The sequence below is a fragment of the Paraburkholderia sprentiae WSM5005 genome (assembly GCF_001865575.2).
In the GTDB taxonomy this organism is placed as follows: Bacteria; Pseudomonadota; Gammaproteobacteria; order Burkholderiales; family Burkholderiaceae; genus Paraburkholderia; species Paraburkholderia sprentiae.
The window spans coordinates 3,509,661-3,523,235 of record NZ_CP017561.2; the positions used below are offsets into that span (position 1 = coordinate 3,509,661).

Below are 13,575 nucleotides of genomic sequence, written 5' to 3' on the forward strand. Positions count from 1 at the left end.
TGCCGATGCTCCCCGCTCGAACGGCGTCGCACCGTCGGCGGGGTTTCGCGCTCAGGCTTTTTCGAGCAGAAGATAGAACTGGATCGTGCAAAGCTCGAGCAGTTCGTCGCGCGTCACGTTCTTGAGCGTCATCCGGTCGAGCTCGATGTTGATCGGTGCCGTCATGTCCTGGTGCTGCTGCCAGAACTTCAGGAGTCCGCCGTCGAGCGAATTGCGCGTCTGAATCACGCGATAACCGGTCTCTTCGCAGAACCTGATCATCTCCTTGCGGGTGAAAAACCGGATGTGCGTCACGTCGAGCAGCCCGGCCTCCGCGTAGGTCCAGTTACCCTTGCTGAGGCCGTCCATCAAGCCGAGATGGCGAGTGTTGGGGATGCTGAGAACGAGCTGCCCGCTCGGCGACATGTACTCACGCAGTTTGACCATCACACCCCACGGGTTGTACATGTGCTCGAGCACGTCCGCGAGCAGGACCGCGTCCAGCGTGCCGGGCGCTAGACCCTCATGCGCCAGGTCGAAATCCTCGAAACGGCCAACCAGCACGTTATCGAGCTTCTGGCGAGCGAGTTCCGCGGCGTGGCGATTCATTTCGATACCCCACGCGCGACTGCCGGGAAACCGCTCCTTCACGAGCGCGGCGTTGTTGCCGGCCGCGCAGCCAATGTCCAGGATCACCGAAGGCGTGTTCGTGAACATCTGGGCGAGATCGCTCCGGCCGTTCGCGTGGTAGGTCCCGCTCAACGGTGCCGACTCGGCATCCAGATATTGCTGCCAGACGTACCGCTTCACTCGCCGCGGCAAGCTTATCGCCATCGTCGCCATGAGTTCGGCAACCCGCGCCGCCGCCGATCCATCTTCGGCCGCGTTGTAGTGAGCAGCGCGGTGGCCCATGATCTCGATCACCTCGCGCCGGGCCGCCTGGTCCGTCAACATCCGGTGCATGATGCCTGCCAGATCCGCAGCCTCGACCTCGAGAATGCCCGACTCCGCTTCGAACGACGGACCCATGACGATGCCGGTTGCGTTCAGCAGGTTGATGACCGGCGTGCGCGCAAGCATGCCTTCGATCAGGTAGTTCGAATCGACGGCAACCAGCAGATCCGCGCCTGCGGCGAATAACTGGGTATCGTCGGTACAGTAGTGGTAATCGCGAGCGGCCGCTCCCAGTTCGCTTAGAACTTTCGCGCAACGACGCTCACCGTCGGTGCGGTTCGCCGGCCTGTCCTTGATGACGCCATTGAACTGAAGCCCGCTCGCGCGCAATGCTTCGCAGCTCGCGACGAACACCATCAACGAATCGGCGTAGATGTCCTCGTTGCAGTGCGCACTGAAGTTAGCCGACCATGTCGTGCCAAATACAAGCAGCGGCAGACCCGGTTTGAAGCCGTATTTCTCGTCGAGAGCCCGACGGCAGTCACCCTTCCTGTTGCGGAACTGGGCGTAGCTGTCCCAGCCCGGGTTACCCGTGATCACGAAGCGATCTTCCGGGTAGCCCAGATCGAGGTAGCCTTCCATACCCCGCCGGCCGAACACGGCAAGCTTGTCTGCGACGATATCGTCGTGCACCGTATAAGGGTCCGCGAGGGCGAGGCCGTGCGCGACGTGGAGCGTCGGGATATCGCGTGATTTGGCCCACGTCGTGGCGACCTTGCCGTCCCCGGTCGCGTCCTCACTCGTGACGAACAAGGCAATGTCATAACGGCTCGCGGCTTCGTTCAGGCGGTCGAGTAACGCGGCTGTCTCGTGCAGGTCGGCAGCGAGCGTCCCGGCGATGACTGTCGACGTCGGCGCCAACGCGCCACCCGGCTCGCGTGCCTCGTTACAACGTGTATTCAGATACTGGACGAACTGCGCCTGCATCAGCGCGGTCTCGACCGCGAATCTCGTATCGCGCGACGGATCGAACATATCCTCCAGGTAGACGACCGTGCTACCCGTCGCTTCGATGCCGGTGCGCATCAGCGGTTCGGTCAGGTCGGCCGAGAGAATCACGACCATCGGTTCGTGCATCTCCAGGAATCGACGCAGCGCGTCGAATTGCGTGCCCCACAACAGGCTAACGATGGCTTTTTGCCTCATTGCCGACCTCCATTGAACAGCCCGAAATGCTTTTCCAGCAACGCCTTGACCAGGTTGTATTCGACGCCGACCGTGACGTCGACGCCGCCCTTGAAGCGGAACGGCGCGTCGGCCGCCCAGCCGCGCGCGATCTCGGTCGCGCGCCGGTCGATGCGCTCCTGCTCGATCCACGCTGATAACTGCTCGAACGCGTCCGGCGGGATCACGCCACCGAAGTTGAAGTCGGGTTGGCGCGCCATCAGCGTCTTGAACAGTAGAAAGAAGAAATGCCGGCTGCGCAGCGGCTGCAGTAGCCGTTCGAGCTCCGTCGCATACTCGTTCAGCGTAAGCGGCAACCAGGGCAGCAGTGCCGCGAAGTCACGCTTGTCGAGCGCTGCGTCGCGCGCGGCGACGTCGGCGGCGAAACGCGCGTTGCCCTCGGGATCGGGGCAGTTGTCGAACACGACGAACATGCGGCCCGTCACGCGCGGCGTCAGATGCGCGGTGAGCGACTCTTCGAGGAACAGGCCCAGGTCGAACAGGTTCTTGTCCCGCGCGAACCACGACAGTGCCCGCTTGAAGCGCTGCGTCGCATCGAGTTCGGCATATGAGAGCCAGTTGACGTTGCCACCGCCCAGAAATGCGCCGTACGGCACCGCAGCGACAAGACGCAATCCTGCACTGTTGGCGAAGTCGACGAGTTCGTCGACGCTCGCGCGCGCCATGTAGTACGCAAAGTCGCCATTGTTTTCGGTCCGCTTCAGCGCGTCGGGCCACTTCGTCTGATCCGTGCCATAGGCGGCGGTCGTGTGATCGCGCGAATGGATGTCGAAGATCAGCCGTCCTTCTGGACGCACGACACGCTTCCATTCGAGAAGCGACTCGCGCCAGTTGGGAAAATGAACCAGCACGTTGAGCGCTACCGCGCAATCGAATTCGTTGTTGCTGCACGGTAGCGAGGTGACGTCGCCCACCTTCAGTGTGATCGGCGCGCCGGCCGCCAGCCGGCGCGTTTCATCGAGCATCGCCTGTGAGCTGTCGATCCCTGTCAGGCGGTAGCCGTCAGCGACCAGCGGCAGCGCCGCCCGCCCCGTGCCGACGCCGATATCGACAATCTCGGACCCGCGCACGAAGCGCCTGATCGTGGCAATCTCGACGGCGTTCTTGAGACTGTTGGTCGATTCGCTCTGAACCATGCGGCCGGAGTACCAGTTGACCATGCCGGGGTCCTGCCAGGCCCCGGTCTTCCAGCGAATGAGGTCCGACAGTGCGTGCTCGGTAGTGGGCGTTGCCAGCCGATTGTTCATTTCAGAATGTCCCAGGAAAGGGGGGTGCCGCGCTTGAGCGGTTGTCTGACTTTCGTCCCAAGAACGACGTCCAGGTATTTCGGCGAAAGACCCATGCCTGGCCGGATGGCGCGGACGTTTTCAGCCGTCAGCGTCTCGCCAGCCGCGATGTCGCGCACGACGTACAGAGACCGCCTGAAAATCGAGGAAGCGCGTTCCTGCTGCGTCGGTCCGTACGCCACGTGGCCGAGCGCCTGCCAGGCGCGTGCCGACTCGACGACGAGTGCCTTCATTTCCTCCGGTTCAAGCGAGAACGCCGAATCGACACCGCCGTCAGCACGGCGCAGCGTGAAGTGCTTTTCGATCACGCTCGCACCGAGCGCGACAGCGGCCACGGCGGCGCCGGTCCCCATCGTGTGATCCGACAGGCCCACTTCGCAGCCGAACAGTTCGCGCAGGTGCGCGATCGTGCGCACGTTGCTGTTCTCGGGCGACGCCGGATAGGAACTGGTGCACTTGAGCAGCACGAGCTGCTCGCAGCCGGCCATGCGCGCGGTGCGCACGGCCTCGTCGATTTCAGCCACCGTCGCCATGCCCGTCGAGATGATGAGCGGCTTGCCGGTCGCGGCAACCCGGCGGATCAACGGCAGGTCCGTGTTTTCGAAGCTGGCGATCTTGTAGGCCGGCACGTCGAGCGTCTCGAGAAAATCGACCGCTGTTTCGTCGAACGGCGTTGAGAACGCGAGCATGCCAAGTTCGCGCGCCCGCTCGAAGATCGGCCGATGCCAGTCCCAAGGCGTATGCGCTTCCTCGTAGAGACGGTAGAGCGAGGTGCCCGTCCAGAGGCTGTTCGGGTCCTCGATATGAAACTCGCCGGCGTCGAGATCGAGCGTCATCGTATCCGGCGTGTAAGTCTGCAGCTTGAGCGCGTGTGCGCCGCTGGCGGCCGCCGCCTCGACGATCTCCAGCGCCCGCTCGAGCGACTGGTTGTGATTGCCCGACATCTCGGCAATCACGAACGGCGGACAATCCAGGCCGATCTGTCGATTCGCAATCTTGAATGCGCTCATTGCGCGTCTCCTTCCCGGTGATACGTCGGGCGAACCGGCTGGCCGATCGGCGCGGTCATGGCGTCAGTTCACCTGCGGCCGTCAGCGCCGCGTACATCCATTCGGCCCGCTGCCAATCTTCGGGGGTGTCGATGTCTTGAACGAAATGCCGGGGCAGCTCGACCGGCAGCGCCGCGGCGGAAAACAGCGTATCGCCGCGCAGCCACGCGTCGACACGTCCCCAGTAGAACTGCCCGGCGTCGTGCCATGCCTCGTCGACATCTTGCGAACGCACGAGTCGGTATTCGGGGTAGATCGCGTCGAGTCCGCCGTCGGCCGTGATGCGCAACGCACGCTGGACGGGAAAGCCGAATCTCGTCACCGAGAACGCGTACGACCTGTCCGCGTGCGATTCGAGCAATTGCAAGCCTTTACGCAGACAAGCCGGGTGCAGGAACGGCGCCGTCGCGTAGATACAGCAGGCGAGCGTCGGCGCATCGCCGAGCCGGCCGAGTTCGTCGAGTGCGTGCTGGACGACTTCCATGGTGCCCGTGTGATCGTCGGACAGTGCCGGCGGTCGCATGAACGGCGTCTCGGCACCGTAGTCCCGGGCGACGCGAGCGATTTCTTCGTCGTCGGTCGTGACGACGATGCGATCGAACAGGCCGCTCGCGCGGGCCGCGCGGATCGAGTAAGCAATGATCGGCAAACCGTGGAACAGACGGATGTTTTTGCGCGGAATACGCTTGCTGCCGCCGCGCGCCGGAATGATGGCGACTAGGCTCATGCGAGCACCGCTTTCAATGTCCTGGCGACGATCTCCTGATCCTCGTCGGAAAGGCCCGCGTACATGGGCAGGCTGATCGCATCCCGGTAGTACTGCTCAGCCTCCGGATACTGGCCAGGCGCAAAGCCCAAGCGCCGATAGTACGGTTGCAAATGCACCGGAATGTAGTGCAAATTGACGCCGATTCCGGCTTGCCGCAAGGCTTCGAAGGTCTCGCGATGCGTGAGACCCGTCGCTCCGTGCTTCAGGCGCACGACATACAGATGCCACGCCGAATCATCGAGCGCATCGTACCTAGGCAGGCTTACGGGCAGACCGTCGAGCAACCTCGCGTAGCGTGCCGCCAGCGCCCGGCGGCGTGCGAGGAACGCGTCGAGCCGCGCGAGTTGCGAAAGTCCGAGCGCGGCCTGCAGGTCGGTCATGCGGTAGTTGAAGCCGAGCTCCTGCATCTCGTAGAACCACGGTCCTTCGTCATCGCCTTCCATTTTCGACGCATCGCGCGTGATGCCGTGACTGCGCAGACTCCGCAGACGCTCGTCGTACCGTGGGTCGTTCGTGAGCACGGCCCCGCCTTCTCCGGTCGTGACGATCTTCACCGGATGAAAGCTGAAGACGGTCATGTGCGCGTAGTCACCGCAGCCAACCGGCCGACCCGCGTACGTCGCCCCAACGGCATGCGAGGCGTCTTCGATCACGACGAATCCAAAGCGGTCCGCGAGACGCCAGATTGCGCGCATGTCGGCGCTGCGGCCCGCGAACGCGACGGGAATGACGACCTTGGGCAACGTGCCGGTGTGCTGAGCTTCGATGAGCTTGCGTTCGAGCGCGACGGCATCGACACAGAAGGTATCCGGATCGATGTCGACGAAGTCGACATCGGCGCCGCAATAGCGCGCGCAGTTCGCGGACGCGACAAACGTGTTGGGCGTCGTCCACAGCGTATCGCCCGGGCCGAGACCCGCCGCGAGACAGGCAATGTGCAGGGCCGAGGTGGCGTTGCACACGGCCACCGCGCAGGCTGCCTGTGCACGCGCGGCAAGCGCGTTTTCGAAGGCGGGGACGGCGGGGCCTTGCGTCAGCCAGTCCGAGCTCAACACTCGAACAACGGCGGCGATGTCGGACTCGTCGATCGACTGACGCCCGTACGGGATGGTTGCGCTCATACGTCTCGTTTGTCGAGTGCTCTCAACTCCGGGACGCTCAGAAAATGACGGTTGTTGTCCGACGTGTAGGTGAAGCCTTCTTCCGCCGGCACGCCACGCTCGCCAAGACCGTTCCTCGTGTAGTCGTCCTGCACGACGAACTTGATCGACGGCGTGATCACGTAGTGATCGTCGAACGTGATCGTGTTCATGCTGTCGTCGCGCGTGATCATCATTTCGTGCAGCTTCTCGCCCGGCCGGATGCCGATGACGTGCTGCGGCAACTCGGGGGCCATTGCCCTGGCCAGGTCGACGATGCGCACCGACGGGATCTTCGGCACGAACAGCTCGCCGCCATGCATGCGCTCGAACGCCTTCATGACGAAGTCGACGCCGTGGTCGAGCGTGATCCAGAAGCGCGTCATCCGTTCGTCGGTGATGGGCATACTTTGCCCGCCTTCGGCGACGAGCTTGCGAAAATACGGCACGACCGAGCCGCGCGAGCCCACCACGTTGCCGTACCGTACGACGGCAAAGCGCGTCCGTTGCTTGCCGACGAGATTGTTGGCCGCGACAAACAGCTTGTCGGACAGCAGCTTCGTGGCACCGTAAAGATTGATCGGGCTCGCGGCCTTGTCCGTCGACAGCGCAACCACCTTTTCGACGCCATTCTCGATGGCTGCGTTAATGACGTGTTCGGCGCCGTCGACGTTGGTTCGGATGCATTCCGTCGGGTTGTATTCGGCGGCGGGAACCTGCTTGAGCGCGGCGGCGTGCACGACATAGTCGATACCCCGCATCGCCTGCCTGAGACGCTCGCCATCGCGTACATCGCCGATGAAGTAACGCATGCAGCCGGCCGAGTACTTCTGCTGCATTTCGTATTGCTTGAGCTCGTCGCGCGAGAATACGACCACGCGCGCCGGCCGCCACTTTGCGAGCAGCGTCTTGACGAACATCTGGCCGAACGAACCCGTTCCGCCTGTGATGAGTACCGATTTGTTGTCGAACATTCCCCGATCCTTCTAAGCCGTCAGATACCGCCGATGCGATCACACCCGGCACCCGCCGGCCTGCGGCAGCGGATCGATCAATCGATGCGCGCCACGCGGGTGATAGGTACAGCGAGCGCGAAGCTTGCCATCCAGTGACGTATGCTATTCGAGACGGAGGGGCGTCTTAGGCTGGATTTGGAGGCGTTTTACCCTTCTAATCGGCAAACTGGCAGCCCCGTCAGACGGCGCGTCCAGGCCGGCCGGAAACGGGCGACTACCCGACAGGGAAGCATGTCACGAAGACGCGATGAGCCGCCGATGGCGTTCGCGCAGCGTGAGCAGCGGAACGTCCCATCCCTCGGTGCCGAGGAGCTGGTCCCTGAGACGGGCGAAATCGGCCGACGCATGGAACGTCCCCGCCTCTCGCTGCGGCTGGCTGATGATGCTTCGGGTGCGCAGATCTTCCCAGTGGTCCCTGAACAGCGTCTGGATCGCCTCGTGAAGCCGCCGGTACGAACTCGCCAGCGTCTCGCTGGCTTCGTCTATCGCAACCTGCTGCTGCAACAGAATGGGGCCCGTATCGATTCCTTCGTCGATCTCGTGAATCGTCACGCCTGGAGGGGTGTCGTCGAGGTACGACCACGCGTTCGGATCAGCGCCACGATTGAACGGCAACATCGAAATATGCAGGTTGACGAAGCGGCCGGGCAGCGTATCGAGCACCGCCGGCTTTAGAATATGGCGGTACGAGTAGCTGACGATCAGATCCGGCCCATGCTTGACGAGATCGTCTGGCACCAGCTTGTGATCGACGACGATCACGTCTTCGCGCTCGCGTAGCCACGTGATCAACGGATCGCTAATTGCGTTATTGGTCAGAAACAGGATTCTCATCTCTCATGCTCGATGCCGAGGAAGGGCACTACGACGCCGCCATCGTACTTGCCAATTTGATGGACGCGCAAGGACGACTCAACGACGAAACGCGGGCGCGCCTCGCTCGTGCCGTCGCGCTCTTTCAAGCGGGGCGAGTCCCGCTCATCGTGACCAGCGGCTGGGCGTATCGCGCTGATTCCGACATCGCTATCGCCGACGCCATGCGCCGTCACGCGATCGACGTCCATGGCCTCCATGACCACACGGTCGTCGCCGAAACCTCGGCACGCGACACGGTCGGCGATGCCGTCTTTACCAAATTGCGGCTTGCACGGCCGCGCGGCTGGAAGCGTGTAATTGTCGTAACCAGCGCTTATCACGGCGCGCGTTCGCTCGATATTTTTTCGTTCGTTTATGGTCCCGGCTTCGGCGTTGCGTTGTGCGCGGCCGCGTCGTCGGATACACCGGCGCTGCGCGAGGCCGAAGCGAAGTCGCGAGCAGCGTTCGAGCGGACGTTTGAAGGCGTTGCGGCAGGGGACGACGGGGCGATCGTCGCTCGGCTGAGCACGCGGCATCCGTTTTATAACGGCGACGTCTATGCCGCGCTGACGGACCGGCTTCTGACGAACATGGAAGAGGGTTGAGCTCGAGCGCTTTGTGCGGCATCGAGGTGTGGCATTGCTATCGACGCCGGGCACGCTGCTGGTAGTCGGGGTATGCGCCTGTTGGGCTATCGACAACAGCCAATAGCGAGCGGGCTGGCTCAAGATGTGCAAGTCCTGCCTTGGCTGCAATGTCGGCTGCGGCAGACAGTTGCCGGACGGTCACGACGAAAATCGCGCGCTCCATAGCCGCGGTGCAATCTAAAATTTAGAAACGCCCAGGTCATTCGGCTGTGCAACGCTCGGCGTCAAGTTGAGCGGTTGAAAACATCGGGCGCGAAATCCGCCCTCGATGTTCTCGAGCACCAGCCGCCCACCTGTATGTCGCGCAATTTCGGACACGATAGAGAGACCCAATCCGCTTCCTGACGCTGATGAGTGGTTCAACCGATAGAACGGCTCCAGCACGCGCTCCAGTTCGTTATCTGGTATGCCTGGTCCTGTGTCAGTGACCTCGAATATCAGCTCGCCCGCTTTCTGAAACGCCGACACGTCGACCTTGCCGCCATCCGGTGTGTATCGCACGGCATTGTCGACCAGATTCCTCAGCACCATTGCCATGGATGACGCATCAATCACAACTTCGATGTCGTCAACCTGTTCAATCCCCAGGTCAATGTTCTTCGAGTGGGCAAGTTCGATGCTGGCATTGATGGTGTCAGTCACCGCCGCACTCAACGACCACGCTGCCGGCTGCACCAAGGCCCCCTGCTCAGACCTCGCCAGAGCCAGCAGTTGTTCCACCAGCCGGTGAGTACGTCGCAAGCCGGACTGGAAAGCCGAGAGTCGCTCGCGAGCATCGGGCGACGTGATGGTCGCGCCCAGGTTACCCGCCTGCAACGACAGGGCCGCAAGCGGTGAACGCAACTCATGCGCCGCGCTCGCGACGAAACGGCGCTGATGACCGATGGCGTCTTTCAGCCGTCCAATGAGCCTGTTGATTGACCGGACAAACGGAAGCACTTCGGCGGCGATGTCATCTTCCGGCAACGGCTCGAGCGAGGCGTCCGTTTGCCGGTCCACCACCATCGCCAGACGGGAGAGCGGCGCGAGCTTCGTTCTGACAATGACGACGACGACCACGAACAGCCCGGGCATCAACAGAAGCACGGGCACGAGCGTCCTCATCGCTCCGTCTCTCGCAATTTCGTCACGCAATGCGGAAGGCTCCGCGACCGCGATGCGATCGCCGGTCCGCAGCGTACGGATGTTGACGCGCCAGCGCTGTCCGCTGTCGTCCAGGTCGTGAAATCCGTCGGCCATCGCACGGGGAATCGTGAGTCCCGCTGCCTGCGCCATGTCTGCCGATGTCACGCTTAGTCTGTCGATAACGACCTTGACATCCGAGTCCTGCGAGCTCTCGACCGAAGACCGCGTTCCCGTGAGCGCCAGTGCGTGACTGTCAATCAAAGCAGCAATTTCGTTCAGCTGGCCATCCTGCAGCGCTCGCGCCTCCTGGTAGGCGAACGCGAAAGAAAAACCGCATGCAAGCACGCCCACCACCGCCATCACAACGCCGATCCACGCCGAAAGCTGCAGCGTCAGAGAGTGTGATCGTTTCCCTTGTCCACCAGCCATCCCACACCTCTCACATTGCGAATCACCGACGCGCCGAGTTTCCTACGGATGCCGTGAATCAGGACCTCCACCGCGTTACCTTCCACCGGGTGCTCCCACGCATAGAGCTTTCGCTCCAGCTGGGCTCGCGAGAGAACCGTCCCGGGGCGCACCAGCAGTGCGCTCAAAAGAGCGAACTCGCGACTCGTCAGGCGGCACTCGGTTCCGTCGTAGTCGGCAAGGTGCGTCGCCGCATCAACCGTGAGTTTTCCGCTCGTCATTCGCGTATCGCCATGGTCGCCTAGCCTGCGAGTGACTGCCCGAAGGCGCGCAAGCAGCTCGCCGATTTCGAACGGCTTCACGAGGTAGTCGTCAGCGCCGGCGTCCAGTCCGGCGATTCTGTCGTCGACGTTGTCGCGCGCGGTGACAATAATCACTGGAAGTTTGTTCCCGCCGATACGCAGCGACCGCAGCAGGTCGATGCCATCCCGATGCGGCAGGTTCAGGTCCAGCAGCAGGACATCGTGTTCGTGACCCAGCAGCGCTCCGGCCGCCGCATCGCCATCGCGTACCCAGTCGGCCGCATACGCCGCATCTTTCAACGCCTGGACGATTGCATCGCCGATCATCTCGTCGTCTTCAACCAGCAGAATTCTCATCGGTGTCAAGGAATCACAGGTGTTTGCTAAGCAAAAACTAAGTCTTGCCCAATAGCATCCGAAGCGTCTCTTACGCCGGACAGCCATCGTGCCCAGTCGTGCCTACGATACTAGGACGCCAAGCGGAATTCACGCAACCAGTCACCAACGACAAGTCAGGCTATGCGCGCTCGCGCGGGTCTCGTTTATGGCATTGCTCATGACGCTGGCTGGCTGCGTGTCATACGCCCCCAAGCTCCTTCCGGCGGCGCCGGAATGGCCCGACGACATCGCCGCAACCAACACGCCGCTGACCGTCGACCAGGTGGTCGAACGCGCGCTCGAGCACAGCCCCGATGTCCGCCGCGCCGAACGCGAACTGGATATCGCCAACGCGCGGAAATATGCGGATGGCTTGCTCCCGGATCCTCAGCTTAGCTTCAGCACCGACCGCCCCGGCGCAGCTGGATTTGTCCCGGCGTTCATGGCCGGGCTCAGCTACGAAGTGTCCGCGCTCATTGACCACCCTGCGAAGCAGCGAGGGGCGACTGCGGCCCTGGAAAAGCAACAGTTCGCGTTGCAATGGACGAAATGGCAGGTCGCCAACCATGCCTACGCGCTGTACGTCACCGATGTGAGTCTTTCGCGCGTTAAAGCCGAGGTCGAACAACTGGCGGTCCATGAACAGGTTGTCGACAACCGTATGCGGCAGGCGCTTGCACGGGGCGACGTGACTCGCGATACCGCGGTGCAATCGGAAGCCGCATACCGCGACAGCTTGCAGCAACTGAACACACTCGAGCAGGACCATCTCAAAGCGCGGCAGGAACTCACTACATTGCTCGACCTGCCGCCTCGCACACGCCTGGCACTTGCGACACCGCCTGAACCCTACGAGGTCCCGCCTGACGTCGTGCGTGACGCGCTCACCCATCTGAGCCAGCGTCGTCCGGACCTGCTGGCATTGCGCGCCGGCTATGCGGAACAGGACGAGCGCTACCGCGCAGCACTGCTCGGGCAATTTCCCCGTCTGGATATTGGCATCACGCGAGGGCGTGACACGTCTGCCATCTACACGTCGGGCATCGCCGTCACCGTGACGTTGCCGCTCTTCAACGGCAATCGGGGAAACATCGCGGTCGAAAACGCCACGCGTGAGAGCCTGTACGAGGAGTACATGCAACGGCTCAAAGACGCGTATGTCGCAGTCGACAACATCGTTTCAAAGCTGGACCTGCTCAACGAGCAGCTCCGTAACGCCAGGTCAATGGAAGCGACGCTGGACCGGGCGACGAAACAGGCGCGAATCGCTCGCGCTCGAGGCGACGTGACACTTCCGACGCTGATGAACCTCGAATCGCGACTGCTGAACCAGCGCATCGCGACCGCGAAGCTCCTGAACGCCGCGCTTGCGCAGCAGGTCGAGCTGTGCACGTTGATTGGCGTTAGCGCCATTGACCACCAATCTCTCCAATAGGTCCGAGATGAAGCCCGTTCGTCTGCTGGTCATTGCCGCTATCGTGAGCGCGTGGTACACGGCCGGGCCCAGCGTGTTCGCCCAGGACGCTGTGACGATGCCTGCCGTGCAGAAGCGCATCCAGGTGAAGGTATCCGCGCCGGCGCACGTGCAGGCCGTGTCCAATGCGGTGCTGTCCGCACCGACGACCGGCATCGTCACGGGCTTGCGAGTCACACCGGGTGAAACGCTTCGCGCGGGGCAGACGATTGCGCATCTGAGCGGACCGTCGGTGATGTCGGAGAAGAACCGTCTTGCGGCCGACCTGAAAACTGCCCAGATACGCGTGTCCGCCGCAATACAGGTTGCGGCGATTGAACAACAGAAATTTGATGACCAGCTGAGCACGCGCGACGCTGTCGCCCGCGTTCGCGCTGACCTGGACGCAGCGCGTCAACAACTGGTAGCCGCACAGTCAGCCGCTCAGGGCTATGCCGGCCTTACCACCATCACCGTGTCAGAACCCGGTACGGTCACAACTGTCAGCGCGGCCGACGGCCAATACGTGAGTGCCGGACAGGCGCTCGTGACCGTCTCGTCATCACGCGACCTTCACGTGGTGGCAGATTTTTACGGAAGCGACGCGGCTCTGGTTACGGTCGGTATGAAGGGAGCGTTCCTGTCCGAACGCGGCGATGTACCCACCTACCTGGTCGTCAAACGCACATCATGGAGTGTTACGACGCCTGGTCAGCTGGAGGTCTGGCTCAGTCCCGTCGAGGGCGGCAGCCTGGAGTCTGGCTCCGTCGGGACGATATCGCTGTCCGCATCGAACAACAGGCAGCTAGCCGTTCCATCCACGGCGCTGGTACTCGACGGCGGCGAATGGTGGGTACTGGTTCACGACAAGACGGGAAATCACCGTCGCCGCGTTGCGCCCGGGCTGGCCGATAGGGGCTGGACCTCCGTCAGGAATGGGCTCTCAGCGGGCGAGCTAGTGGTGACGCAGGACGCGTATCTGTTCTTCCACCGGGATTTCTCTACGCGATATCAGCAGGCTGATTGATGT

Annotated in this window: 12 protein-coding genes; 3 read left to right on the plus strand and 9 right to left on the minus strand. The window is 62.6% G+C overall.

The genetic code is table 11. From position 1 onward, the window contains the following. Nucleotides 1-51: 51 nt before the first annotated feature. The 7 genes from BJG93_RS16125 to BJG93_RS16155 all read right to left on the minus strand — a co-directional run bounded on the left by BJG93_RS16125 (nt 52) and on the right by BJG93_RS16155 (nt 8,211). Nucleotides 52-2,079 (minus strand): class I SAM-dependent methyltransferase, encoded by a 2,028-nt coding sequence (locus BJG93_RS16125; protein WP_027199230.1) that lies wholly within the window; start codon nt 2,077-2,079, stop codon nt 52-54. After that, complete coding sequence (locus tag BJG93_RS16130; RefSeq protein ID WP_034479747.1) at nt 2,076-3,365, minus strand: class I SAM-dependent methyltransferase; 1,290 nt, start codon at nt 3,363-3,365, stop codon at nt 2,076-2,078. The genes BJG93_RS16125 and BJG93_RS16130 overlap by 4 nt, the downstream gene beginning before the upstream one ends. Further along, the gene (gene pseI, locus BJG93_RS16135; RefSeq protein ID WP_027199232.1) at nt 3,362-4,414 is read right to left on the minus strand and encodes a pseudaminic acid synthase; all 1,053 of its coding nucleotides are present in this window, start codon (nt 4,412-4,414) and stop codon (nt 3,362-3,364) included. Before pseI ends, BJG93_RS16130 begins: the two co-directional genes overlap by 4 nt. A gap of 55 nt (nt 4,415-4,469) precedes the next feature. After that, the gene (pseF, locus tag BJG93_RS16140) at nt 4,470-5,180 is read right to left on the minus strand and encodes a pseudaminic acid cytidylyltransferase (protein ID WP_027199233.1); all 711 of its coding nucleotides are present in this window, start codon (nt 5,178-5,180) and stop codon (nt 4,470-4,472) included. Beyond that, complete coding sequence (pseC, locus tag BJG93_RS16145; RefSeq protein ID WP_027199234.1) at nt 5,177-6,343, minus strand: UDP-4-amino-4,6-dideoxy-N-acetyl-beta-L-altrosamine transaminase; 1,167 nt, start codon at nt 6,341-6,343, stop codon at nt 5,177-5,179. The genes pseF and pseC overlap by 4 nt, the downstream gene beginning before the upstream one ends. Beyond that, nucleotides 6,340-7,335 carry a UDP-N-acetylglucosamine 4,6-dehydratase (inverting) gene (pseB, locus tag BJG93_RS16150; protein ID WP_027199235.1) on the minus strand — a complete coding sequence of 332 codons (996 nt, stop codon included), beginning with the start codon at nt 7,333-7,335 and terminating at the stop codon, nt 6,340-6,342. The genes pseC and pseB overlap by 4 nt, the downstream gene beginning before the upstream one ends. Nucleotides 7,336-7,611: 276 nt before the next feature. Then, a complete protein-coding gene (locus BJG93_RS16155) occupies nt 7,612-8,211 on the minus strand; it encodes a formyltransferase family protein (protein ID WP_027199236.1) in 600 nt (199 codons plus the stop codon). Between the two features lie 5 nt (nt 8,212-8,216). On the opposite strand from BJG93_RS16155, the gene BJG93_RS16160 reads away from it, so the two are divergent. Next, nucleotides 8,217-8,837, plus strand: a complete 621-nt coding sequence (locus BJG93_RS16160) for a YdcF family protein (protein WP_051374447.1) — start codon at nt 8,217-8,219, stop codon at nt 8,835-8,837. A 219-nt stretch (nt 8,838-9,056) separates the two neighbouring features. Here BJG93_RS16160 and BJG93_RS16165 read toward each other — a convergent pair whose 3' ends face one another. Then, on the minus strand, nt 9,057-10,433 hold the full coding sequence (locus tag BJG93_RS16165; RefSeq protein ID WP_051374448.1) for an ATP-binding protein: 1,377 nt from the start codon (nt 10,431-10,433) through the stop codon (nt 9,057-9,059). Next, entirely contained in the window at nt 10,397-11,071 is a 675-nt protein-coding gene (locus tag BJG93_RS16170; RefSeq protein ID WP_027199237.1) for a response regulator, read from the minus strand. The genes BJG93_RS16165 and BJG93_RS16170 overlap by 37 nt, the downstream gene beginning before the upstream one ends. Before the next feature lie 199 nt (nt 11,072-11,270). Here BJG93_RS16170 and BJG93_RS16175 point away from each other — a divergent pair, with 199 nt between their 5' ends. Both BJG93_RS16175 and BJG93_RS16180 read left to right on the plus strand, forming a co-directional pair. Beyond that, nucleotides 11,271-12,527 (plus strand): TolC family protein, encoded by a 1,257-nt coding sequence (locus BJG93_RS16175; protein ID WP_034479749.1) that lies wholly within the window; start codon nt 11,271-11,273, stop codon nt 12,525-12,527. Beyond that, the gene (locus BJG93_RS16180) at nt 12,505-13,572 is read left to right on the plus strand and encodes an efflux RND transporter periplasmic adaptor subunit (protein WP_154671866.1); all 1,068 of its coding nucleotides are present in this window, start codon (nt 12,505-12,507) and stop codon (nt 13,570-13,572) included. The genes BJG93_RS16175 and BJG93_RS16180 overlap by 23 nt, the downstream gene beginning before the upstream one ends. Nucleotides 13,573-13,575 lie beyond the last annotated feature (3 nt).